Origin of the sequence: Streptomyces sp. NPDC127068 (genome assembly GCF_042724695.1) — a bacterium.
In the GTDB taxonomy this organism is placed as follows: Bacteria; Actinomycetota; Actinomycetes; order Streptomycetales; family Streptomycetaceae; genus Streptomyces.
On the sequence record NZ_JBHXEN010000052.1, the window covers coordinates 1 to 24,822 of the forward strand.

The window sequence follows — 24,822 nt, forward strand, 5'->3', positions numbered from 1 at the left end:
CGGCGACCACCGAGTCCAGCAAGCTCACCGTCACCGGCACCATCGGCAAGACCCGGGGCGCGTACGACATCCTCGTCCGACCCAAGGGTTCAGCGCAGGAGTTGGAGAAGGCGGAGGCACTGATACGTCCCAACTCCCTCTCCGACGTCTACGGCGGCATCACCACCGACCAACTCGCCACCGTACGCAAAGTGCCCGGCGTCGACGTCGCAGCACCGCTCGCCATGCTCGGGCACACGTCGGAGCCCGGCGGAGTCGCCATCGACCTCGCCAAGCTGATCCCCAAGGGCACCCGGGGCACCTTCGACCTCGGCCGAACCTGGGACTACGACCGCGGCCTCTCCACCATCGAACAACGCACGCACACCGTCTTCATCACCCCACACCCGCTGGAGGCCAAGCCGGGCCCCAAGGTGGAACAGACGGAAGCGAGCGGCGGCGTCACCTACCACACCAGTCGCTTCTTCGAAGTCCTCCCCTCCGGCGAGCGACGCGAGGTGTGCAAGGGGACGATGCGCAAGGCGGAACACGTCCCCGGGCTCTCCAGTTCCGTCACCTGCCTGTCCTGGGCGAAGGTCACCGAGACGGGGCCCGATTTCGAGCAGAGCGAGCCGGGGCCCCGGACACAGGTGTTGTTCAACTTCCCGGTGTCGTACCTCGTCGCGGGCGTCGACCCGGTCGCCGAGGGCAAGCTCTTCGGCCTCGACGAAGCGGTCACCAAGGGGAGGTACCTGAGCCCCACCGGTCCCCTCCAGGTGACGAAGCCGGACCAGTCCGTGGAGACGACCCTGCCGATGCTCCGTTCCGAGCGGGCCGCGAGCGCCCTCGCGGTGCGGGTGACGCTGACCCGGCACGGCGAGGACCGACCGCTCCTGCGCAAGCGGTTCGAGGCCGGCGCCCGGCAGTTGGACCACCCGATCGGCAAGCGCAGCGACATGATCCTCCCCGGGTTCCTGGCCACCCAGCCGATCACCTACGACCTGGCCGATGACGGCACCCTGCGGCCCCGCCCGGTGAAGCGCCCGCCGCTGTCCCAGACGATCCTGCCGCTCGACGGCCAGGACGTGTGGTTCCGTACGCTCGTACCGCAGCAGTCGCAGGCCGTGCAGCTGAGGAGCCATCCGAAGATCGTCGGCACCTTCGACCCCGAGCTGCTGCCGGAGTTCGACGCGGCGAGCCGGGTCCCACTCGGTACGTACGGTGCACCGGCCCTCGCCGGCGCCGACGACCGCTCGCGGAAACTGCTGGACGGCGACGCGCTGCGCCCCGGCGCCTCCCCCGCTTCCTACGTCCAACAACCTCCGCTGATGCTCGTGTCGTTGGCTTCCACGCAGTGGCTGGCGGACAACGGCTACATGACGCAGAAGCAGTCGATGGCGCCGGTGTCGGCGATCCGGGTGCGGGTGGCCGGGGTGTCGGGTGCGGACGAGGTGTCGCGGGAGCGGGTACGGATCGCGGCGGAGGAGATTCGCAAGCGCACCGGACTGCACGTCGACATCGTGCTCGGCTCGTCGCCCACCGCCCGGACCGTCGTACTGCCGGCCGGGGAGAACGGGCGCCCCGAGTTGAAGCTCGCCGAGTGGTGGAGCAAGAAGAACGTCGCCGCCCGGATCATCGAGGCGTCGGACACCAAGTCGTTGGTACTGCTGGTGTTGGTGTTGGTGGTGTGCACGCTGTTCGTGGCGAACGCAGCGGCATCCGCAGTACGGTCCCGGCGGGGCGAGTTGGGGTTGCTGGCCGCCGTGGGCTGGCGCCGCCGGCACCTGTTCACGATCGTCCTCGGCGAACTCCTCCTCCTCGGCACCATCGCCGGAGCGACCGGGACCGGCGTGGCCTGGATCGCCGGGCTCACCCTCGACATCGACGTACCCCCTGCACGAGCCGCGCTCGCCATCCCCGTCGCCCTGGCCGTCGCCCTGGTCAGCGGTGCGGTACCCGCCTGGCTCGCAGCCCGCGTCCACCCCGTCACCGCGCTACGCCCCGCCGTGACGACCGGACGCCGCACCCGGATGTTCGCCGGGGTCATCGGCATGGCCCTCGCCGGCGCCACCCGAGCCCGAGGCCGCACCCTCCTCGGCGCCGCAGCCGTCGCCACCGCCGCCGCCGCAACCATCCTCCTCCTCGCCGCCACCTACACCTTCCAGGGGACGTTGGCCGGCTCGCTACTCGGGGAAACCATCTCCGTCCAAGTCCGCTCCACCGACATCGCCGCCGTCATCACCATGGTCGTACTGTCCACAGTCGCCGTCGGGGACGTCATCTACCTCGGGGTCCAGGACCGAGCCGCCGAGTTCGCCCTACTCCGCGCCGTCGGCTGGGACGAACGCGTCACCACCCGACTCGTCCTCACCGAAGGCACACTCATCGGCCTCCTCGGCACCCTCACCGGAACCCTCCTCGGCACAAGCGCCGCCCTCTGGCTAGCACCCACCGGCAGCACAAGCGACCTACTCATCCCCGCCGCCGCAGTCATCGCCACCGGCACCGCACTCTCCGCCGCAGCCGCCCTCGTCCCCGTACTCATCCAACGCCGTACCTCCACCGCCCGACTCCTCGCCCAGGAGTGAACAGGACCCCCGACATGCTGGGCGTACGGCTCCCCCACCTTTGCGGAACGGCCGTAGGGGACGGTCGACCCGCCTGCGCGCGTTCTCCATAGAGCTGCGAGCAGTAAATGCGGGCGAGCGAGTGGCGTCCTCGATTTACTGTGACGACCGCCGCTTTCACCACGGCTGCAACGGGAATCCTCGTCACCCCGTCATTCGCCAATGCACCCGTGCCCAATCCGGCGCTGCCGGTATCCGGCACGCTGACGCCCGAGGACATGCACGGTAAGGACTACGATCACTCCTACGGCGGCAACTGGAATGACAAGGCCGACGCCATCAAATTCTGATTCCGGCCTGATGTGACGTTCTGTTCGCGCCCCGTCCCCGACGGGGCGCGAACGGTTTCCGAGGAGAATTCAGCACATGTCCATACGCTTGACCCGACTCGCTTCCGGCGCCCTCACCGCGCTCCTGGTCACCGGGCTCACCACCGGTTGCAATCCGCTCGAATCGAAGCCGAAGGGCGAGAAGGCCCCCGACGCCCCCACCCTCACCGAGCCGAAGCTGCCCGAGGACACGGACGCGGCGGGGTCGAAGAAGGCAGCTGCCGAGTTCCGTACCTGGATCAAGGCGAACGGGGACGACCAGCAGAAGGCCGCGGCCTCCCGGGTGCAGCGGGTGCTCGGCGACTGGCAGGGCGAACTCGCCGAGGCGTACATCTCGACGGACATCAACGGCGGGAAGACGGAGGTGGCCGACCCGCTGGGCGCCGCCAAGGCCCTCGCCGGCGCCTTCGACCGGTGGAAGAACGCGGCGAACGGGGTCGAGGGGGCGGTGTCGGTGCACGACGTCAACGGGAACGCGCTCACGCTGGGTTCGTTCTGACCCACGGACACCGTGCGCCCGTCCGGCAGCGACTCCGACCGGACGGACATACTCGGGGCATGGACACCGATCTCGACGCGCTGCTGAGGACCTTGAAGGTCTGGGACCTGCCGGAACTCCCGGACTTCGCCCCGGAGGCGAGCCCCGCAGAGCCCCGCGAACTGTTCACCGAGTGGTTCGCGGACGCGGTCGCGGCCGGGCAGACGGAACCGCACACGATGGCACTGGCGACGGCCGACGCGGACGGTCTGCCTGACGTCCGGACGGTGATGCTGCACGGGGTCGACGCCCGGGGCTGGCTGTTCGCCACGCACGCGACCAGCCGCAAGGGCCGCCAGCTCGCCGTACGCCCGTACGCGGCGCTCGACTTCTACTGGCCGGCACGGGCGCGTCAGATCCGGGTGCGCGGCCCCGTCACGGTGCTGCCGGCGCAGGAGGCGCGGGACAGCCTCCGCGTACGTTCCACCGGAGCGCTCGCCGCCGCGCTCGCCGGACGGCAGAGTGAACTACTGTTGGCGCGGGGCGAGTTGGTCGACGCCTCCGAGGTGGCTTGGAAGCGTGCCCTCACCGAACCGGACACGCTCGCGCCGAGTTGGACGCTCTACGCGGTCGATGCGCGCGAGGTCGAGTTCTTCCAGGGCGACGTACGACGAAGGCACGTCCGGCTGCGGTACGTCCGCGAGAACGGGGACGAGGGCGGTGACGGGGGCGGTTGGCGGCGCGAGTTGCTGTGGCCCTGACGGGAGGGCTCCGGAGGCTGAGCGGACGGTGTTGCGGGCCCCCGCCGGTCGGTGGGGTTTTCCCCAGTTTCGGCTCGGGGGGAGCCTTCATGGCCGCGCACCGTCTCCCCATGGGTGAATGATCTTGCGGCGGTCACCCCGCCGCAACCCACACTCCAGGCGCCCACCCGGGCGTTGCTCCACCATGTCTTCCACACAGCGAGGCGACCAGCATGATCCGCACACCGAAGCCGATACCCCACCCCGCTCCCGACGCCCGGCGCCGGACCTCCGCGGCCCGCCGCGGGATCGGCCGCGCAGCCGTCGCGACCGTCGTCGGCCTGGCGACCCTCGCGGTACCGGTGGCCAGCGCCGCAGCGGCCCACTCGGACACCGGGACCCGGGGCTTCGGCAAGGCGGACCTCCAACGGGGCCTCGACGGCATCGTCCGGCTGGACGGGGTCGTGGGCGCCGAGGCAACCCTCGTCGACGGCGGGCAGCGGACCCACGCGCGCAGCGGCACCGCCGAACTCGGCACCGACCGCCCCGTACCGCACCAGGGCTACTTCCGGATGGGCAGCAACACCAAGACCTTCGTCAGCACCGTCATCCTGCAACTGGTCGAGGAGCGCAGGCTGCGGCTCGACGACACTGTGGAACGCTGGCTGCCCGGCGTGGTCCAGGGCAACGGGAACGACGGCAACAAGATCACGGTCCGCCACCTGCTGAACCACACCGCCGGGCTGCCCGACTACGTCGCGCACGTGCCGGTCCTCCGCAGTGCAGAATCGTTCCAGCAGCACCGGTACGACGCCTACACCCCGCACCAACTGGTGGCTCTCGCGATGCGGGACCGCCCCCTCTTCGAGCCGGGTGCGCGATTCAGCTACTCCAACACCGGTTACGTGCTCGCCGGCATGATCGTCAAGCAGGTGACGGGCAACGAGTGGGACGAGGAGGTCCGCACCCGGATCACCGAACCGCTCCGGCTGCGGAACACGTACTCCCCCGGCAAGCGCTTCGGGCTGCCCGAGCCGCACGCCCGGGGGTACCAGCAGTTCGAACCGGGCGGGCAGCTGGTCAACAGCACCAGGCTCAGCATGACGTGGGGCGACTCCGCAGGTGACCTCGTCACCACCTCCCACGACCTCACCCGCTTCTGGCAGGGCCTGCTCGGCGGCAAGCTCCTCGCACCGAAGTCGCTGGCCGAGATGAAGAAGACGGTGCCGGCACCCGTGGAAGGCAGCACGGTGAACGAACGTGCGGGGCTCGGCCTGTTCTGGCGCGGGCTGAGCTGCGGCGGCGGCTCCTGGGGCCACGGCGGCACGACCCTCGGCCACCTCAACACGAACGCCTTCACCGAGAAGGGCGAGCGCGGGGCGATCGTGCTGCGGTCCACGAACCTCGCACGGGGGGACCGCGATGCGCGTACGGAGGCGCTGCTCGACGCGGCGCTGTGCGCGCAGCGGTGAGGGGGCGGTCCCGCGGCGGCTATCGGGCGCGGGCCCGCTCCAGGTTCTGCCGCACCAGGGCCGTCGTCGGATGGTCGGCGCCCAACACGTGTTCGCAGCGTTCCAGGGCGTGTTCGAAGAGGGACAGTGAGCGGTCCAGGTCCCCCGCCTGCTGGTGGGCGCGAGCCAGGTTGTACCAGGAGCTGATCGTGTCGGGGTGGTCCGCACCCAACACCCGCTCCCGGTCCCGGAGGACGCGTTGGTGCAAGGGCAGGGCCCGCGCCAAGTCCCCCACCTCCTGGTACGCAACGGCAAGATTGCCGCGGGAGATCATCGTGTCGGGATGGTCCGCACCCAACACCCGCTGCCAGTCCCGGAGGACGCGTTGGTGCAGCGGCAGGGCCCGCGCCAAGTCCCCCACCGCCTGGTACACCACGGCAAGATTGCCGCGGGAGACCAACGTGCCGGGATGGTCCACGCCCAACACCCGCTCCCGGTCCCGGAGCGTGCGCTCGCACAGCGGGAGCGCCCGGGCGCCGTCCCCCATCGCCCGGTACGCGAGGGCGAGGTTGCTCCGGGAGCTCAGTGTGTCGACGTGCTCGGTGCCCAACTCGCGTTCGTCGGCCGCGACGGCACGTTGCAGGGCTTGGACGGCTGCGGGGTACGCGCCTTGCTCCAGCTGGAACAGACCGAAGTGGTTGAGCGCGTCGGCCGTGTGCACGGTGTCGGACTCAGCTCCGTGGTGACTGGTGAGCGCATCGACGTGCGGGAGGAGCGCTCGGCACCGGGGCCAGTTGGCGGGCTGCTTGCCGCTGACGGGGAAGGCGTCCGCGAGGAGGGCCGCTGCGACGACCCGTGCGTCCTCGATCTCCTCCGAGCGGCGGTGCGGGTCGTCGGGGTCGGGGGTGCGGGCGAGGGCCTGGACGAGGCGGTGGACGCTCAGCGTGCCGTCGCGATGGTCGGTGACCATGCTGTACGCGACCAAGCGGCCGAGCGCCGTGGCGAGTTCGGGCGGCGACTCGGCGCAGCCGTCCAGCAGGTCCCGGGGGATGCCGGTGGGGGCGTACCAGGCGAGGATGCGTAGGAGGCGTCCGGCGAGCGGCGTGTCGGTCAGACGATCGAGGGTGAGGCGCCAGATCCGCGCGACCGTGCGTTCCGCATCGCCCCCTTCCGCAGCAGCGGCGAACATCGCACCGGGCCACTGCGCCAACATGTCGAGGTAGGCCCGGGCACTCGTCCCGGTCTCCGCGCAGTACGCGGCGGCCTGCTCCACCGCCAGGGCCAAGTGCCCCAGCTCAGCGCACAGGTCCTCGACGCCGTCCACGTCGTCCGTGCCGTGGTGCGCCAGTACCCCGGTGAACAGGGCGACGGACTCGGCCGGCTCGAAGACGTCCAGGTGGACGGTCGCGGCGTACCGGTGCCAACCGGTGGCGCGCCGGGTGGTGACCAGGACCCGGCCGCGCCCCGGGAGCCGGTCGACCACGACCCGGACGTCGTCCACGCGGTCGACGTTGTCCAGGACGAGCAGCCAGTCGTCGTGTGCGGCGAGCCACTGCACCGCGTGCTCGACCTGGAGGGTGGCGGGTAGTTCCCCCAGCGCCGGCCGGAGTGCGCGGGCCAGCGCGGCCAAGCCCGCGTCCACCGCCTCGGGACCGTCCGCGGTGATCCACCACCGCACCCGGGCGGACGCCCGGTGCGCGGCCCAGTGCGCGGCGAGCGCGGACTTGCCGACCCCGCCCAACCCGTGGACCGCGTGCAGCACCACCCCGCCGGGGCTGGCGAAGGCCGAGTCCAGTGCGTTCAGCGCCTCGGTCCGGCCGACGAACCCTGCGGCGGCCGGGACGTTCGAGATCTCGCAGTCGGCGCCGGGGACCGCCCGCCCGGACGGGGCCTGTGCCCGGTCCAGCAGGTTCCGCCAGTACCGCTCGTTGAGCTTCTCGCCGGCCCACCCGCTCCACACCTGGACCAGTGCGAGGACCTGTTCGCTGCTCGCCGGACTGGGGACGGTCGCCCGCTTCGGCGGGACGGCGAGCCAGGCGCTGACGGCCTGGAAGCGCACGGCGACCCCGTACTTGGTCCCCTTCGTCGCAGCCGCGGCCTCCCGTCGCGAACACGGCTGCCCGGCGGCCTTGCGGGCCGCCTGCGCGCGCTGCTCCAGGGCGCGCAACTGCTCGTTCAGCTCCTGTGCCGGATCCGCCACCGGCCCCCCTGTCGACCGTGTCCGCAGTGTCCGTACCGCCCCCGGCGGACACTTCGTTGACCTGCGAGCTTAGAGGCAGTCCGGCCGGACCGTCAGTTCCTTGGGACACCCCGCCCCGGCAGCCGGAAATCTCGGCTCAGCACCCGGCCGAACGGAGCCGGGGCCACTACCCGAGGGGGCACACCATGAAGAAGACGAAGCAGCAGAGGCAGCTGCGGACCGTTCGGCGGCTGGGGCGCACCGCGCTGTTCGGGGCGGTGCGCGGAGCCGGGACCGCTGCCGGCTCCGCGGTGGTCGCCGCCGCGGTCTGGTGGCTCGGCATCCGATGACACCGGCCCGCGCGGACGATCGGCTCAGCCGGGTTCGTTGGCCGTCAAGCGCCCGCGAATCCAGTCGGTGACGGAGGCGTGCTCGGGCTTCCACCCCAGCTGGTCCCGGGCCCCCGTACCGCGCACCCGGCTGTTCGAGCCGAGGGCGTACACGGCCGGTTCGTACCCCCACTCCCGGATCGCCGAGTCGATGTCCCAGGGCTGGGCGGGGCCGAGCCCGAGGGCGTCCGCGATGGCGCCGGTCATCGCGGCGAAGGACGCCTCGCCGTTCTCGACGAAGTAGAACGACCCGGCCGGCGCCGAGGCGAGTGCGAGGAGGTACAGGGCCACCACGTCGTCGATGTGGACGGTCGACCAGACGTTGCGGCCGGCCCCGATGTGCCGGACGACCCCGCTGCTGCGGGCCTGCTCCACCAGGCGGGGGATCTGCACGCTGTCGCGGGAGATCCCGTACCCGTGTCCGTAGATCAGGCTGCTGCACAGCACGGTCGAGCGGATGCCGCGTTCCGCCGCGGCCAGGACCAGCCGGTCGATGGCGACCCGGGGAGCCTTGTCGGGTTCGGGTCGCCACGGGTCGTCGGGGGAGAGCACGGCCTCGGTGTGGGTCCGCTCCGCGACCTCGCCGCGGGCGTCGTCACCGACGATGCTGGAGCCGCTGGCGTGGACGAGGACCTTGCCCGTACCGGCGAGCGCCTCGATGAGCGACTCGACCGCGCCGCGGTGGTCGCTGTCCGCGGCGTTGACCACCGCGTCGGCCTCGCGGGCGGCCCGGGCGAGCACGTCCGCGTCGTCCAGCGTCCCGGACACCGGGGTGATCCCGCTCGCCCGGAGCGCCTTCCCGCGGTCCTCGGTCCGGGCGAGTCCCGTCACCTCGTGTCCTGCTTCGACCAGGCGGGTGGCGACGGACCCACCGATGTACCCGCTCGCTCCAGTGACGAATACGCGCACGACCAGCTCCCCGAGTAGATGCGTGAACGGTTCACGCTTCCGGAGCAACCGAGGCTCCAACTGGTTTTGTTCCAGGGGGTGTTGTCGCGTCCTCCTCAGCGTACGGGCGGGCGGTGCCTGAGTGGCCGTCAGGGGAGGGCCAAAAGGGGTACTTGAGTGGTGTTTATACGACGAAATGATCCGGTGTGGGGGAAGGTGCAGTCCGTGGACGAAGGACCGGTGAGCACGGAGGGCACCATTCATGAGACGCATTCCCGGGCGACGGCCCGTACCGGGCGACCGACGCGGCAGCCGTCTGACCGCGGTCTGCTGTGCGCTGGGAGTGGGGCTCTTCGCGTTCGCCCCGCCCGTGGCCGCGAGCACCGCCGACGCGACGGGGACGGCGAGTAGGGCACCGGGGACCGCCAGCAGCGCCGCCCCGACCGCGTACGTCGCACCCGCCGGCGGAACGCAACCCGGTACGCAGCCCAGCGGCCGGCCCGGTACGCAGTCCCGCGCGCCGGGCCGGGCCGACCTCGCGGTCCGCTGGGAGCCGGTGGTGAACCCGTCCGGCACGGCAACGGGTACGGCGGGCGCCGGGAACGGCGGGGCCCCGGCACGACCCGGCGCGCAGGGCGGGACGGGCAGCGCCCCGACCGGCCCGGGCACGACCCCCAAGACACCGGGGACCGCCACGGCCGACGACTTCACGTTCACCTATCGCGTCTCCGTCGTGAACCACGGCCCCTCCCGGGCCGTGGACGTCGTCGTCACGGACCGGCTGCCCGACGCGCTCGTCCTGGTCGAGTCCTCCGGCGGCTGCACGGCGATCGGGCAGGCGATCACCTGCGGGCCACTGGCCGCGCTCGGCGTCGGCGAGACGCACACCTGGCTGCTCACCGTCCGTCCCGCCGACGACTACTCCGGCGACGGCTCCGACATCAGCAACGTCGCCGTCGTCACCTCCGACACCGAGGACCCCGACCGGGGGAACAACACCGCCACCCACACCGGTGTCCCCCTCCCCGGCGGAACCGGTCAGGCGGACCTCGCCCTGACCAAGACCGCGGTGCTGCCCCCGGGCCGCACCGACGCCGTGCGGCCCGGCGACCGGTTCGCGTACCGCGTCACCGTCCGCAACAACGGGCCCGCCGCGGCGTCCGGCGTCCGGGTCGCCGACCCGCTCGCGGCCGTGCTGGGCTTCGTCTCCTCGCCGGACGGCTGCGCGCTCTCCGCGGAGGACGACCGCACGGTCCTGTGCCCGGTACGGGCCCGCCTCGCGGTCGGGGAGTCGGTGACGTACGAACTCCTCGTCCGGGTACGGGAGGGCGACGCCCTCCGCGGCGGCAGCGGGGGCCACACGGACCACCGCCGCTGCGAGATCGAGAACACCGCCTACGTCACCTCCCTCACCCGTGACCCCGTGCCCGCCAACAACAGCAACCGGCCCGGCACCAGCGGCCCCGGCGGCGGCCCCCTCTACCTGGAGCGCCCCGGCAACGGCCCGCACCAGCCCGAGAAGCCCCAGAAGCCCCATCGACCTCACAAGCCCCACAAGCCGCATCGGCCGCACGTGCCGGACCAGCTGGCCGAGACCGGTCGACGGGTGCCCGGCTGGCTGCCCTGGTCCGCCGGGGCGACCCTGGCCACCGGCGCCGCACTCGTCCTGTTCTCCCGTCGGCAGCTGCGGGCCCCGCGCCGGCCCGGCACCCCGCAGGAGGACACCCGGCCATGAGCCACCCCAGCGGCCGACCCACCAGCGATCCACTCACCAGGGGCCGACTCGCCTCCGGCCGGACCGCCTCGGCGTTCGCCCTCACCCTGGCCACCGCCCTGGCGACGGTCCTGGCGCTGCTGCTCGCCCCGTCGCCGACCCACGCGGCGGCCCCGCGGGCCCTCAGCTTCCCCGTCCACGAGCCGTTCGACAGCGCGACCGGCAACCTCGGCAGCCTCACCGGCAACGCCAGCTACCAGAGCGGCGGTTGGCTCCGGCTGACCAGCGCGGCCAGCAACCAGGCGGGCGGCTGGGAGATGAACGACTCCTTCTCCACCGGCCTCGGGATCGTCGCCGAATTCACCTACGCCACCTACGGGGGCACCACCTTCGACGGCAGGCGCGGCGACGGCCTCGCCTTCTTCCTCGCCGACGGCAACGCGGTCAACGGCACCGGCGCCCCCGGCGGTTCGCTCGGCTACGCGTGCGGCGGCGGGCCGCCCTGCAACCGGTCGGGCGTGCCCGGCGCGTTCCTCGGCATCGGCCTGGACGAGTTCGGCAACTTCTCCTCCCCCGGCGTCGGCAACGGCGGGCCCGGCAGCCAGGCCAACCGGATCGTGCTGCGCGGCGGCGGCAACGGCACCACCGGCTACCGCTTCGGCACCTCGGTCGCCGGGCCCGGCGGCACGGTCGAGACCCTGGGCCGCGGCGACTACCGGACCGTGCGGGTCACCGTCACCCCCAGCGGCGGCCGGCTGCTGGTCTCCCTCTGGTCCGACACCGGCCCCGGCACCACCCTCGTGCCGCTCCTCACCGACTACGACGTGACCACCATCGCCAATCAGCCCGCCCTGCCGGCCACCCTGAAGGTCGGGTTCTCCGGCGGGACCGGCGGCGCCACCAACATCCACGAGATCGGCGACCTGAAGATCAACGTGCCGGCCGACCTGTCCGTCACCAAGACCGGCAGCCCCGCCACCGTCCGCGCGGGCGACCCCGTCACCTACACGGTCACCGTCTCCAACAGCGCCGCCAACAACGTGCTGGGCGCCGTGCTCCGGGACGCCGTGCCCGGGCTGAGCAACGTGACCTGGACCTGCACGGCGACCACCGGCAGCCGATGCGTGCAGCCGTCCGGCAGCGGCAACACCGTGACCGCCTCCGCCGACCTGCTGCGCAGCGGGTCGGCGACGTACACGATCCGCGGGACGGCGCCCGGCACCCCGGGGCCGCTCACCAACACCGCGACCGTCTACGCCCCCGCCGACCGGACGGACACCAACGCGAGCAACGACAGCGCCTCCACGACCACCACGGTGACGGCGCTGGCCGACGTGTCGGTGACGAAGGAGGGCCTCGGCAGCGGGCCGGTCACCCCGGGCCAGACCTTCGACTACCGGGTCACGGCGAACAATGCGGGGCCCTCCGCCAGCACGAGCGTCGCGATCACCGACACCCTGCCCGCGGGTCTCGCCTTCGTCTCCTCGCCCGACGGGTGCACCGCCAGCGGGCAGACCGTCACCTGTCCCGCCCTCGCCACCCTGGCCGCGGGCGGCTCCCGGGCGTGGACCTTCCGGGTGAAGCTGGCCGACACCTACGGCGGGAACGGGAGCGACCTCGGCAACACGGCGACCGTGCGGCACGCCGTCGCCGACCCGAACACCGCCAACAACACCTCGACGGCGGTGACCCCGCCCGGCGGGGTGACCGAGCCGCGCGCCGACCTGCGCACCGCCAAGCAGCCCGTGACCACGGCGCCCGTCTCCCCCGGTCAGACCTTCGACTACCTGGTGACCGTCACCAACGCGGGCCCCTCGGTCGCCCGGGGCGTCCGGATCACGGACCCGCTGCCCGAGCAGTTGGCGTTCGTGTCCTCGGCGGACGGCTGCACCGCGGCCGGACAGACGGTGAGTTGCGGCCCGGCGGCCACGCTCGCCGTCGGCGCCTCGGTGCGCTGGACGTTCCGGGTCCGGATCGATCCGGGGTACGCGGCCGACGGCACCGCCCTGCGGAACACGGCGACGGCGACGGCGACCACCCGGGACCCGGACCCCACCAACAACAGCGGTACCGCGGGCGTGCCGGGCGCCCGGGTCACCCCGCCCACCTCCGACGTGACCCTCACCAAGGGCACCGCCTGAGCCCCACCCCTGATCGCTCCCCCACCACCTCCCGACTCCTTGAGGAACGGACCCGATACGAGATGAGACCGAGCAGCAGAAGAGGGCGGCGGCGCCCGGGACCCGTACTGAGAACCGTGCTCGCCGCCGTCCTGGCCGGTGCCGCCGTGCCCCTGTGGGGGGCCGGCGCGGCGAGCGCCGCGCCCGCCCGGGTGGTGACCTCGCTGGGCACCCTCGCCCCGGCGGCGCTGGCCGCCCCGACCCCGCCCGGCGGGCTGGTCACGTACACCCTGACCGCGCGGAACAACGGGCCCTCGGTGGCGCGTGAGGTGGTGGCCACGGACACCCTGCCCGAGGGGCTGGAGTTCGTGGCGTCGGCGGACGGCTGCACGGCCGCCGGGCTGACCGTCACCTGCGGCCCGGAGCCGGAACTGACCGTCGGCGAAAGCAAGACGTGGACCTTCGTCGTCCGGATCTCCCCCTCCTACCAGGGCGACGGTTCGGACCTCGGGAACACCGCCACCGGCACCTCCGACTCGGTGGACCCCGACCCGGACAACAACAAGACCGATCCGGTGTCCCCGACCGGGCCGTTCGACCCGGTGTCCGACCTCAACACCGTGAAGACGGCGATCGGGACCGGGCCGACCGTGCCGGGCGAGGAGTTCCAGTACCGGATCGCGGTGGAGAACACCGGGCCCTCGGACGCCCGGAACGTCACCGCGACCGACGACCTGCCCGCCGGCCTGGCGTTCGTGTCCTCCAGCGACCCGTGCACGGTCTCCGGGCAGCGCGTGACCTGCGGCCCGCTCGGGGTGCTCCCGCCGGGGGACACCGTGACGTGGACGTTCCGGGTGAAGCTGAGCGACGCGTACACCGGCAACGGCACCGACCTGCGGAACACGGCGACCTCGACGTCCGACTCCGAGGACCCGAACCCGGGGGACAACACCTCACCGCCGGTCCTGCCGCCCGGCGGGGTCAGCCAGCCGCAGGCCGACATCTGGGTCTCCAAGCGGCCAACGACCAGTACCGTCATCGCGCCCGGCGAGACCTTCGAGTACGCGGTCACCGTCACCAACGACGGCCCCTCGCGCGCGGTGAACGTCACCGCCACCGACACCCTCCCCGGCCCGTTGGCCTTCGTCTCCTCGCCCGACGGCTGCACCGCCAGCGGGCAGGCCGTGAGCTGCGGACCCCAGGTGACGCTCGCCCCCGGCGCGTCGAAGACCTGGCGGTTCACGGTCCGGCTCGACGAGGCGTACCGCGGTGACGGCTCCGACATCCGGAACGTGGCCGTGGTCGACACCGACACCGACGACCCGGTGCCCGCGAACAACACCAGCCCGGCCGCCGGACTCCCCGGCAGTGCGGTGAACCAGCCGTACGCGGACCTGTCGGTCACCAAGGAGCCCGTCGGCAGCGTCTCCCCGGTGCCCGGCCAGCAGTTCTCCTACCGGATCGAGATCACCAACGACGGGCCTTCGGCGGACGCGTTCAACGTCCGGCTCTCCGACGACCTGCCCGCCGGACTGACGTACGTGTCCTCGTCGCCCGCCGGTTGCACCGTGTCCGGCCAGGCGGTCTCCTGCCGCCGGACGACCCCGCTGCGGGTCGGCGAGACGGTCGAGTACGTGCTGACGGTCCGGGTCGACCCGGCGTACAAGGGCGACGGCAGCGATCTGCTGAACACCGCCCGGGTCACCGCCGACAACATCGACCCGGCGAGCGAGAACGACACCGACACGGCCACCGTGCCCGGCGGTACGGTCGCCGCGCCCTCGGCGGACCTCGGGGTCGTCAAACGGCCCGTCACCTCGACCCCGGTGGCGCCCGGCGAGACCTTCGAGTACCAGGTGACGGTGACCAACAACGGCCCGTCGCAGGCGGAGGACGTCGAGATCCACGACGTGCTGCCAACCGCGTTGACGTACGTCGCCTCCGACGACGACTGCCTGTCGGGCGACACGGTGGTCTGCGGCCCGCTGCCGACCCTCGCCCCCGGCGCGTCCGTGACCTGGGTCTTCCGGGTCAAGCTGGCGCCGGACTACACGGGCGACGGCACCGACATCCGGAACACGGCGACCGTCCACGCGGCGACCCGGGACCCGGTGAGCGGCAACAACAGCAGTACGACGGGGACGCCGGGCGGCACGGTGAAGAGGCCGACGGCGGACCTGGAGGTCACGAAGGAGACCCCGTGAGCTGACGGGGTACGAGGTTCGGGGCCCGTGTCGCCGCCCGGCGGCACGGGCCCCGCCCCGTGGTTCCCCGCGCCCCTGAGCGGGCGCCTCCCGGCGGTACGTCGCCCCCTGCGAGTGCGCGGCGCTTGCCCGCGCAGTTCCCCGCGCCCCCTTCGGGTGCGTTCCGCTGGGCGTGCGCTGTTCCCGTGCGGGTGCGCTCCGGCTTCGCGCAGTTCCCCGCGCCCCTGTCGGGGCGTTCACCTGGCGGTCTGCTGGTCCTGTGCGGGTGCGTCGTGGTCGCTCGCGCAGTTCCCCGCGCCCCTGTCAGGGCGTCCACCTGGCGGTGCGCTGGTCCTGTGCGGGTGCGTCGTGGTCGCTCGCGCAGTTCCTCGCGCCCCTTAGCGGGGCGCCCCGGTAGGCGGGTTCTGCGACGGCGAGGAGCGCCCCGATAGGGGCGCGGGGAACTGCGCAAAACATCAGCGCACCCGCACAGGAACAGCGCACGCCCAGCAGGACGCACCGAAGGGGCGCGGGGAACTGCGCAGAACAACAGCGCACGTCCGCAGGACAACGCACCCGTGCCCGACCTCAGCCGCACCCGGGCTCCTCGGGCTGCGGCAATACGCGGAAGAACGGCCGACCGGGCGCGAAGTGCGTGGAGTCCAGGTCCGGGTTCTCCCCACGAAGGTACGCCAGCAGCCACGCCGTGAACGACAACGAGCTTTCGAGGTATTCGAGTTCGACCCGGTCGATGATGCCGATGGCCCACGCTTCGGCCGCGTCGTGCGGCAACCGGAAGTACGCCTGCGCGCCGCAGGCCGAGTGGCCCCAGGGGAACAGTTCGCCGGGCCCGGTGCCGAACGGGTGCGGCGGCAGGATCTCCGGGTCGACGTCGACCCACCGCTCGGGTTCGTCCCGGATGTGCTCGGCCAGGTTGGACCAGCGGGTCGCGGGGTGGAACAGGGTGAGCTGATCGTTGATCAGGATCGCGCCGTAGGCGTCCAGGACGTGCCGGTAGTCCGCGGGGAAGACCAGGCCGAACTCCCGCTCCAGGGCGGTCCAGGCCGCCGGGTCGGCGCCGGTGAACCCGGGCTCCCCCAGCAGTTCCCGCAGGTCGTCGAAGGTGGGCGCGGTCTCGGCGTGGTGCACGGGGCTCCTCGTGGTGTCGGCCCGGCCGCCGGGGGCTCGGCTCAGGGCAGCGGCGGGTACGGGTCCGTCGCGAGCCGTCCGTGCAGGTGGACGTCGCGGAACGCGTCGCGCCGGCCCGCCTCGAACATCGCGCCCCGCAGGGTCCCCTCGGCGCGGAAGCCCACCCGCTCGGCGATGCGGCACGATACCTCGTGCCCCGGAGCGTGGCCCAACTCCAGTCGGTGCAGACCGCGTTGCGCGAAGGCCCAGCCGCTCGCCAGCGCCAGGGCCCGGCTCGCGACACCGCGTCCCCGGGCCTCGGGCAGGGTCCAGTAGCCGACGATCGCCACCCGCATCGCGTCGTTGATGTTGCTGATGCCGAGGTGGCCGAGGATCGCGCCGGTCCGCTCGTCGGTGACGCAGAAGGAGGCCGCGGTGCCCCGTTCGACCTGTTCCGCACGGGAGGCCAGCGACCGGCGGGCGTCCGCCGGGCCCGTGATGCCGATCATCGGGGTGTTCCAGCGCAGGAACTCCGGGTCGGTGTGGCCGAGGACCCAGGCGTCGACGTCGGCCGGCGCCTCGGCGTCCCAGGAACGGAGCAGGAGTCCCGCGCCCCTCAGGAGCGGTGCTGCCGCCGTCGTGTCGTTCCCGGTACCGCGCGTCTCACTCATACGTTCATTGAACACCGATTCGCCTCCCGGCCACGAGTGGCCGACGGACGGCCGGCACCCGGCCGGCCCGTGGCCGCCGAATGGCCGCTGGATGGCCGGTGGACGGCCTTCCCCGGCCCGCGGACGGCCCTCGTGATCAATTCGCAACGCATTTCGGTCTTGACCGAGACCAATCAACTCAGGACGGGATTACGCTCGCTGCTCATGGCCGTCACCACAGACCACGACAAAGCCGCCCTCCTGCGCACGGACGACCGCCCGGTCTACGTCATCGGCGGCGGCCCCGGCGGCCTCGCCGTGGCGTACGCGCTGCGCTCCCGCGGGGTGCGGGCCGTGGTGCTGGAGAAGTCCGACGCGGTGGGCGCCTCCTGGCGCGGGCACTACGCGCGGCTGCGGCTGCACACCACCCGGCGCCGCTCCGCGCTGCCCGGACTGACGATCCCCCGGGCCTTCGGCCGCTGGGTGGCCCGCGCCGACCTGGTGCGGTACCTGGAGAAGTACACCGAGCACCACGGGTTGGAAGTGGTCACCGGCGTCGAGGTCACCCGGGTCGACCCGGCGCCCGACGGCCAGGGCTGGGTGCTGCGGGCCACCGGCGGACGGGAACTCGCCGGCGCCGCCGTCGTCGTCGCCACCGGCCACCACCACACCCCGCGGACGCCCGACTGGCCGGGCCGCGCGACGTACGCCGGCACGCTGCTGCACGCCTCCCGCTACCGGGAACCCGCCCCGTACGCGGGACAGGACGTGCTCGTGGTCGGCGCCGGGAACACCGGTACCGAGATCGCGCTGGATCTCGCGGAGGGCGGCGCCACCCGGGTGCGGATCGCGATCCGCACCGTTCCGCACATCGTCCGCCGTTCCGTGCTGGGCTGGCCCGCCCAGGCCACCGCCGTCCTGGTCCGCAGGCTCCCGGCGCCCGTGGTGGACCGGCTGGCCCGGGTCCTGGCCCGGGTGAGCGTCCCGGACCTGTCCGCGCGCGGACTGCCCAGGCCCCGGACCGGGCTGTACACCCGGGCGCGGCAGGGGGCGATCCCGGTGCAGGACGTCGGGTTCGTGAAGGCGGTGCGGAGCGGGCGGGTCGAAGTGGTGGCCGCCGTGGAGTCGTTCGACGTCGACGCGGTCGTCCTCCGGGACGGCAGCCGGATCGCACCGGACACCGTCATCGCCGCCACCGGCTACGACCGCGCCCTGACCCCGCTCGTCGGGCACCTGGGGGTGCTCGGCCCGGACGGCCGGCCGCTGGTGCACGGGCGGCGGTGCGCCAAGAGCGCACCGGGCCTGTACTTCACCGGCTTCACCAACCCCCTCAGCGGCATGCTCAGGGAACTCGCCCGGGACGCCCCGCGGATAGCCAAGGCGGTCGCCCGCCGCCTCCCCGGCAGCACCCGCTGAAGGACCCGGCGCCCGAAATCCACGGGCCCCGCGCACCGGCCGCTGTTACGCTGGCGAGACCAGTGACCCTTCCTGAGGAGCGCAGACATGGCGGGTGACGACGACATCTCCGGGTGATACCCGGGGCTGACCGGCCACCGACGGGCGCAGCAGAGCGCCGTCGCCGTGGCCCGCGCAGTCGTCCCCAGCGTCCCTGTCTGTCGAGGGCGAGCCCGCCACACCGCGCACGCTGCCGCGCCGTGCCTTCCACGCGCTCCGTGTGCCGCGGGTGTGCCGCGCCCTCCTCCCGCGAGGTCTCCGCATGTCCGACGCCACCGTCATCTGTTCGCACCTGTCCTTCTCCTGGCCCGACGACACCCCCGTCTTCCAGGACCTGTCCTGCACCGTCGGCGAGGGCCGCACCGGTCTCGTCGCCCCCAACGGCGCCGGCAAGAGCACCCTGCTCAAGCTGATCGCCGGTGAGCTGCGGCCCACCGCGGGTTCCGTCTCCGTGGCCGGCACCCTCGGCTACCTGCCGCAGAGCCTGCCGCTGACCGCCGATCTGACCGTCGCCGAGGTGCTGGGCGTCGCGGAGGTGATCCGCGCCCTGGACGCCATCGAGTCGGGGGACGTGCGCGAGGAGCACTTCACGACCGTCGGCGACGACTGGGACGTCGAGGAGCGCACCCGTTCCCAGTTGGACCGGCTCGGCCTGGGCGGGCTCGCCCTCGACCGGCGGCTGGGCACCCTCAGCGGCGGTCAGGTGGTCTCCCTGGGCCTGGCGGCCCAACTGCTGCGGCGCCCCGACGTGCTGCTGCTCGACGAGCCCACCAACAACCTGGACGGCGAGGCCCGGCACCGGCTGTACGAGGTGCTGGCGGACTGGTCGGGCGCCCTGCTGCTGGTCAGCCACGACCGGGCGCTGCTCGACCGCATGGACCGGATCGCCGAACTCGACCGCGGGGAACTGCGGTTGTTCGGCGGGAACTTCACCGCGTACGAGGAGGCCGTGCGGGCACAGCGGGAGGTCGCCGAGAAGAACGTCCGCAACGCCGAGCAGGACCTCAAGCGGGAGAAGCGGGAGTTGCAGCAGGCTCGTGAACGGGCCGAGCGCCGGGCCAGCAACGCCGCCCGCAACCTGAAGGACGCGGGGCTGCCCCGCATCTTCGCCGGGAACATGAAGCGCGGCGCGCAGGAGTCGGCGGGCCGGGCCGGTCAGACGCACGCCGCCCGGGTCAGCGGCGCCAAGGCCCGGCTCGACGAGGCGGAACGCGCCCTGCGGGACGAGCAGCGGCTCACCGTCGACCTGCCCGACACCCGGGTCCCCGCCGGGCGCACCCTGTTCCTCGGCGAGTCCCTCCAGGTCCGGCACGGGGACCGGCCGCTGTTCGCCGGCGCCGGCCTCGACCTCACCGTCCGGGGCCCCGAGCGCATCGCCCTGACCGGCCCCAACGGCGCCGGCAAGACCACCCTGCTCCGTCTCGTCCAGGGCGACCTGGCACCGGACGGCGGGCACAGCCGGCACGCCGACGGGCGGATCGCGTACCTGTCGCAGCGGTTGGACCTGCTGGACCCCGAGCGCACCGTGGCGGAGAACTTCACCGCCTACGCCCCGCACCGGACGGCGGCCGAGCGGATGAACCTGCTGGCCCGGTTCCTGTTCCGGGGCGACCGGGCCCACCTCCCGGTCGGCGCCCTGTCCGGCGGGGAGCTGCTGCGGGCCACCCTGGCCTGCGTCCTGTGCGCCGAACCCGCCCCGCACCTGCTGCTGTTGGACGAGCCGACGAACAACCTGGACCTGGTCAGCACCGAACAGCTGGAGGGCGCCCTCGGCTCGTACCAGGGGGCGTTCGTGGTGATCAGCCACGACGAACGGTTCCTCGACCGGATCGGGGTGGACCGCTGGCTGCGGCTGGCCGACGGGCGGCTGACGGAGACGGGAGCCCCCCGGGGGTGATCCGCCGACGTGATGACCGCGCCCGCGCCCGAGGCACGTCCCGGCGGGCCGAGAAACCGCTCACGTCGGACGGACCTACCATGCCGCAACCGCCCCTGCTCGCCGAAGACGTCGTCCGTGTGCTCGGGGGCCGCCGGGTCCTCGACGGCGTCTCCCTCACCGCCCCGCCGGGCCGCCGCATCGGGCTGATCGGGGAGAACGGCGCCGGCAAGTCGACCCTGCTGCGGGTGCTCGCCGGGGTCGACCAACCCGACGGCGGCACCGTCAACCGCCCCGCCGACCTGGGCTTCCTCCACCAGGAAGCGCCCTTCGACCCGGCCGCCACCCTCGCCGACGTGCTGGACGACGCGCTGCGCGAGGCCCGCGACGACCTCGCGGCCCTGGCCCGCCTCGCCGAACGGCTCGCCGACACCCCCGAGGACTCCCCCGCGCACCCCGCGCTGCTCGACGCCTACGGCCGGCGACTCGAACGCGCCCGGGAACGGGAGGCCTGGGACGCCGACCGGCGGGCCGCGCTCGTGCTCGCCGGACTCGGCCTCGGAACGCTCGCCCACGACCGGCCCCTCGGGTCGCTCTCCGGCGGGCAGCGCGGCCGGCTGGCGCTGGTCGCACTGCTGCTGCGCCGGCCCGCGGCGCTGCTCCTGGACGAGCCCACCAACCACCTCGACGACGCTGCCGCGGCCTTCCTGGAGGAGCGTCTGCGGGCCCTGCCCGGGGCCGTGGTGCTCGCCAGTCACGACCGGGCGTTCCTCGAAGCCGTCTGCACCGATCTGATCGACCTCGACCCCGCGGTGGACGGCCCGGCACGGTACGGCGGCGGCTACCGCGCCTACCAGGCGGCCAAACGCGCCGAGCGGGCGCGCTGGGAGCAGCGGTACGCCCAGGAGCAGGCGGAGTTGGCGGCGCTGCGCCACGCGGCCGGGGTGACCGCGCACCGGGTCGCGCACGGTCGCCCCCGTCCCGACGGCAACAAGATGGGGTACGGCCGGCGTGCGGGCCGGGTGGAGAAGCAGGTGTCCCAGCGGGTGCGGGACGCCGCCCGCCGGCTGGACGCGCGGGAGCGCGAGCAGGTCGGCGAGCCGCCGCAGCCGCTGCGGCTGCGGCGCACCGCGCTCGCCGCGGGGGCCCCGGTCGAGGCGGCCGAACCGGAGAGCGCCCTGGTGTCGTTGCGGGAGGTGCGGGTACCGGGTCGACTGGTGCTCGACCGGCTCGACGTGGCGGCGGGCGAACGGCTCCTGGTGACCGGCGGCAACGGGACGGGCAAGTCCACGTTGCTGGCGGTGCTCGCCGGCCGCCTCACCGCCGAGGGGCGGCTTCGCCGACGGCCCGGGCTGACGGTCGGGCTGCTCGCCCAGGACACCGTCTTCGACCGTCCGGAGCGCACCGCCGACGCGCTGTACGCGCAGGTGCTCGGCGCCGACCTGGCGGACGCGGTGCCCCTGCGTTCGCTGGGGCTGCTGGGCGGGGCCGAGCTGAGCAAGCCGGTGGGGCACCTGTCGGTCGGGCAGCGCCGCCGGCTCGCGCTGGCGCTGCTGGTGGCCCGACCGCCGCACCTGCTGCTGTTGGACGAGCCCACCAACCACCTGTCGCCGCGGCTGTGCGACGAGTTGGAGGACGCCCTGGGACCCGGGCCCGGTGCGATCGTGCTGGCCAGTCACGACCGTTGGCTGCGCGGGCGCTGGCGGGGCCGCGAGGTCCGGCTGGCGGCCGGGAAAACCGGGTGACCGGTGGGGAGGGTGCTGCCTACACTCGCGGCATGAGTGGAATCTCCTGCGCGGGCGTCGCCTCGACCCGCACCCGCCGCGCGTAGCGGCGGCACCCTCCCCACCGCGCCGCGCCCCGACCGTCGTCGCCCCTGACCGGGCCCGTACGGTCCGTGCCCGCGCGCCCCGAGACGTACCGCCGCCCCGAGCGTCCCGCCGGGCGGCCCCGCGCTGCCCGGCTCCCTCGAAAGCCGCGGAGCTCCCACCCATGCCCAGGCACCACCAGCCCTCCTCCCGTCGCCCCGCCCGCTTCCCGCACGCGGAAGCCGCCCCCGTCGCCGTCCCGTTCGACGCCCCGCCCGGCGGGCGCCACGAGCTGGGGCAGAACTTCCTCGTGGACCGTGCGGTGATCCGCGCAGTGGTGGACCTCGTCGCCCGCACCGAGGGCCCGATCGTCGAGATCGGCACCGGCGACGGTGCGCTGACCCTGCCGCTCCAGGAACTGCGGCGGCCCCTGACCGGCGTCGAGATCGACCCCCGCCGGGTGGCAGGGCTCCGACGCCGCACCGGCCCCGACACCACCCTGGTGCGCGCCGACTTCCTGCGGTACCGGCCCCCGGCCGCCCCGCACGTGCTCGTCGGCAACCTCCCCTTCCACGCGACCACGGCCATGCTGCGCCGCATCCTCGCCGCCCCGCACTGGACCGATGCGGTGCTGTTGGTGCAGTGGGAGGTCGCCCGGCGGCGGGCCGGGGTCGGCGGGGCGACGATGATGACCGCCGAGTGGTGGCCCTGGTACGCGTTCCGACTGGCCCGCCGGGTCCCGGCCGCCGCGTTCCGGCCCCGCCCCGGCGTCGACGGCGGGCTGCTGACGATCACCCGGCGGCCCCGTCCGCTGCTCCCCGTCGACGAGCGGACGGCGTACCGGGACTTCGTGCGGCGGACGTTCACCGGGCGGGGCCGGGGCGTCGAGCAGATCGTCACCACCGTCCGGCCGACGACCTCCCGGCGCGCGGTACGGGACTGGGCGCGGCGCCACGCGGTGCCGGGCGGCGCCCTCCCCAAGGACTTGACGGACCGCCAGTGGGTTGAGTTGTACCTCTTGGACGGCGGGCGCGGCGTCCGCTGATCGCCGAGCGGCGGCGTTTCGGTCAGCGCGGGGAATTTTCGACAACCGAACTCCTTTTCGGCCAGGGGCCGTTACCCTGTGCGCCAACCCCACGGTCCGTCCCTCCGGGCCTTCGACCAGCGCTGTTCCCCCCTGTCTCGATCCCAGCTAACGAAGGCACCCCATGCGCACCCGACGAAGAGTTCCGGTGATAGCCCTCGGCGTCACCGCGATGTTCGCCCCCGCGTTCCCCGCCGTCGCGTCCGGCCAGGACGTCCGCCCCGGCGCGACCGCCGCGGCACCGGCGTCCGCCGCCCAGCAACTCAGCTGGGGCAGTTGCGACCCGAACCTGCCCACCACGACCGTGGAGTGCGCGACGCTCACCGTCCCCGTGGACTACCGCAAGCCGAAGGGCCGGACGACCGAGCTGTCCGTCTCCCGGATCAAGGCCGCCGACCCCGCCAAGCGACGGGGCGTGCTGCTGTTCAACCCGGGCGGCCCCGGCGGCCCCAGCCTCTTCTACCCCCTGTGGATGGCCGAGACCCTGCCCCAGTCCGTCAAGGACCGTTACGACCTCATCGGCTTCGATCCGCGCGGCGTCGCCACGAGCAGCCCGCTGAACTGCGGCACCACCACCCGCAACGAGCGGCTGACCTTCCGGCCGTACACGGAGGCGACCTTCGCCAAGGACGTGGCCTGGGCGAAGGACGTGGCCGCCAAGTGCCGGGCCAACAACCCGGACATCAACCACTTCACCACCCGCAACACGGCCCGGGACATGGACCGCATCCGGGCGGCCCTCGGCGAGCGGCGGATCTCGTACTTCGGTCTGTCCTACGGGACGTACCTGGGCGCCGTGTACACCCAGATGTTCCCGCGCCGGGCCGACCGGTTCGTCCTCGACAGCGCCGTCGACCCGAAGCTCGTGTGGCGGGGCATGGTGCAGGCGTGGGCGTCCGAGGCCGAGCCCGCGTTCGACCGCTGGGCCCGCTGGACCGCCGAGCGCGCGACGACGTACGGCCTCGGGAACACCCCCGCGGAGGTCAAGCGGACCTTCTACGCCCTCGTCGAGCAGGCCGACCGCACCCCGCTGGACCTGGGCGGCCACCCGTACACGGGCGCCGAGATCCGCGACTGGATGCGCTGGGACATGTACCGCCCGAAGCTGGGCGCCGAGTTCGTGGTGAAGCTGAAGGACGCCGCCGCCGGCAAGCCGGTCGAGCCGAACCCCCCGTACGTCCCGACCGACAACGAACTCTCCGCGTACGTGGCCGCGACCTGCGGTGACACCCAGTGGCCCACCGACCCCGCGGTGTACCAGGCGGACTCCCGCCGGGACAGCGCGCGGTACCCCTTCTTCGGCGACTCGGTGTCCAACATCGTGCCCTGCGCCTTCTGGAAGCCCCCCGTCGAGCCGACCACCGTGGTCAACAACAAGGTGCCCGCGCTGATCGTCCAGAACGAGTGGGACTCCCAGACGCCCCCGGTCGCCGCCCGCGGTCTGCACCGGGCCCTGAAGGGCTCCCGGTACGTCCTGGTCGACGAGGGCGAGGGGCACGGCGTCTACGGGCGCGGAATCAGCGCCTGCGCCGAGGACCTGACCACCCGGTACCTCACCACGGGCCGGCTCCCGTCGAAGAACGTGACCTGCGCGGTCAACGCGGCCCCGGCCCCGACGGCCGACGCCCGCGCTTCTGCACCCGGCGCACCGCAACTCCCGGGCCCGCGGCAGCCGTTCGGCGGTCGCTGACCCGTCCGGCCGTCGGGTACGCGTAAACCCCGGGAACCGAGGCGGCGCCCGGGG

The 24,822-nt window shown here is 73.3% G+C and carries 18 protein-coding genes; 14 read left to right on the forward strand and 4 right to left on the reverse strand.

The genetic code is table 11. The features are described 5' to 3' along the window. The 5 genes from ACFWIA_RS27515 to ACFWIA_RS27535 form a co-directional block, all read left to right on the forward strand. On the forward strand, positions 1–2,567 hold a 2,567-nt coding region (locus ACFWIA_RS27515; protein ID WP_387009602.1), incomplete at its 5' end, for an ABC transporter permease. A gap of 140 nt (positions 2,568–2,707) precedes the next feature. After that, positions 2,708–2,896 (forward strand): hypothetical protein, encoded by a 189-nt coding sequence (locus tag ACFWIA_RS27520; RefSeq protein WP_387009604.1) that lies wholly within the window; start codon positions 2,708–2,710, stop codon positions 2,894–2,896. A gap of 76 nt (positions 2,897–2,972) precedes the next feature. Continuing rightward, positions 2,973–3,434: a hypothetical protein gene (locus ACFWIA_RS27525; RefSeq protein ID WP_387009606.1), complete on the forward strand. Its 462-nt coding sequence runs from the start codon at positions 2,973–2,975 to the stop codon at positions 3,432–3,434. Positions 3,435–3,493: 59 nt separating this feature from the next. Beyond that, entirely contained in the window at positions 3,494–4,174 is a 681-nt protein-coding gene (locus tag ACFWIA_RS27530) for a pyridoxal 5'-phosphate synthase (RefSeq protein ID WP_387009608.1), read from the forward strand. Positions 4,175–4,386: 212 nt separating this feature from the next. After that, on the forward strand, positions 4,387–5,625 hold the full coding sequence (locus tag ACFWIA_RS27535) for a serine hydrolase domain-containing protein (protein WP_387009610.1): 1,239 nt from the start codon (positions 4,387–4,389) through the stop codon (positions 5,623–5,625). Between the two features lie 19 nt (positions 5,626–5,644). Here ACFWIA_RS27535 and fxsT read toward each other — a convergent pair whose 3' ends face one another. After that, a complete protein-coding gene (gene fxsT, locus ACFWIA_RS27540) occupies positions 5,645–7,804 on the reverse strand; it encodes an FxSxx-COOH system tetratricopeptide repeat protein (RefSeq protein WP_387009612.1) in 2,160 nt (719 codons plus the stop codon). Positions 7,805–7,989: 185 nt separating this feature from the next. Here fxsT and ACFWIA_RS27545 point away from each other — a divergent pair, with 185 nt between their 5' ends. Next, positions 7,990–8,133 carry a hypothetical protein gene (locus ACFWIA_RS27545; RefSeq protein ID WP_387009614.1) on the forward strand — a complete coding sequence of 48 codons (144 nt, stop codon included), beginning with the start codon at positions 7,990–7,992 and terminating at the stop codon, positions 8,131–8,133. A gap of 24 nt (positions 8,134–8,157) precedes the next feature. Here the strand turns inward: ACFWIA_RS27545 and ACFWIA_RS27550 are convergent, their stop codons facing one another. Beyond that, positions 8,158–9,081: an NAD-dependent epimerase/dehydratase family protein gene (locus ACFWIA_RS27550; protein ID WP_387009616.1), complete on the reverse strand. Its 924-nt coding sequence runs from the start codon at positions 9,079–9,081 to the stop codon at positions 8,158–8,160. A 241-nt stretch (positions 9,082–9,322) separates the two neighbouring features. Here ACFWIA_RS27550 and ACFWIA_RS27555 point away from each other — a divergent pair, with 241 nt between their 5' ends. The 3 genes from ACFWIA_RS27555 (at position 9,323) to ACFWIA_RS27565 (ending at position 15,098) form a co-directional block, all read left to right on the forward strand. Beyond that, a complete protein-coding gene (locus ACFWIA_RS27555; protein ID WP_387009618.1) occupies positions 9,323–10,795 on the forward strand; it encodes a hypothetical protein in 1,473 nt (490 codons plus the stop codon). Then, positions 10,792–12,915, forward strand: coding sequence for a hypothetical protein (locus ACFWIA_RS27560; RefSeq protein ID WP_387009620.1), 2,124 nt, complete (start codon positions 10,792–10,794; stop codon positions 12,913–12,915). Before ACFWIA_RS27555 ends, ACFWIA_RS27560 begins: the two co-directional genes overlap by 4 nt. A gap of 116 nt (positions 12,916–13,031) precedes the next feature. Next, the gene (locus ACFWIA_RS27565; RefSeq protein ID WP_387009622.1) at positions 13,032–15,098 is read left to right on the forward strand and encodes a hypothetical protein; all 2,067 of its coding nucleotides are present in this window, start codon (positions 13,032–13,034) and stop codon (positions 15,096–15,098) included. A 567-nt stretch (positions 15,099–15,665) separates the two neighbouring features. Here the strand turns inward: ACFWIA_RS27565 and ACFWIA_RS27570 are convergent. Further along, entirely contained in the window at positions 15,666–16,226 is a 561-nt protein-coding gene (locus ACFWIA_RS27570; RefSeq protein WP_387009624.1) for an SMI1/KNR4 family protein, read from the reverse strand. Between the two features lie 41 nt (positions 16,227–16,267). Then, positions 16,268–16,876 carry a GNAT family N-acetyltransferase gene (locus ACFWIA_RS27575; protein WP_387009625.1) on the reverse strand — a complete coding sequence of 203 codons (609 nt, stop codon included), beginning with the start codon at positions 16,874–16,876 and terminating at the stop codon, positions 16,268–16,270. A gap of 204 nt (positions 16,877–17,080) precedes the next feature. Here ACFWIA_RS27575 and ACFWIA_RS27580 point away from each other — a divergent pair, with 204 nt between their 5' ends. The 5 genes from ACFWIA_RS27580 (at position 17,081) to ACFWIA_RS27600 (ending at position 24,768) form a co-directional block, all read left to right on the forward strand. After that, complete coding sequence (locus ACFWIA_RS27580; RefSeq protein ID WP_387009627.1) at positions 17,081–18,271, forward strand: flavin-containing monooxygenase; 1,191 nt, start codon at positions 17,081–17,083, stop codon at positions 18,269–18,271. 301 nt (positions 18,272–18,572) lie between these two features. Next, on the forward strand, positions 18,573–20,207 hold the full coding sequence (gene abc-f, locus ACFWIA_RS27585) for a ribosomal protection-like ABC-F family protein (protein ID WP_387009629.1): 1,635 nt from the start codon (positions 18,573–18,575) through the stop codon (positions 20,205–20,207). Between the two features lie 80 nt (positions 20,208–20,287). Next, the gene (locus ACFWIA_RS27590; protein WP_387009631.1) at positions 20,288–21,931 is read left to right on the forward strand and encodes an ABC-F family ATP-binding cassette domain-containing protein; all 1,644 of its coding nucleotides are present in this window, start codon (positions 20,288–20,290) and stop codon (positions 21,929–21,931) included. Positions 21,932–22,178: 247 nt separating this feature from the next. Continuing rightward, positions 22,179–23,039, forward strand: a complete 861-nt coding sequence (gene erm / locus ACFWIA_RS27595; RefSeq protein ID WP_387009634.1) for a 23S ribosomal RNA methyltransferase Erm — start codon at positions 22,179–22,181, stop codon at positions 23,037–23,039. Positions 23,040–23,202: 163 nt separating this feature from the next. Beyond that, the gene (locus ACFWIA_RS27600) at positions 23,203–24,768 is read left to right on the forward strand and encodes an alpha/beta hydrolase (RefSeq protein ID WP_387009636.1); all 1,566 of its coding nucleotides are present in this window, start codon (positions 23,203–23,205) and stop codon (positions 24,766–24,768) included. Positions 24,769–24,822 lie beyond the last annotated feature (54 nt).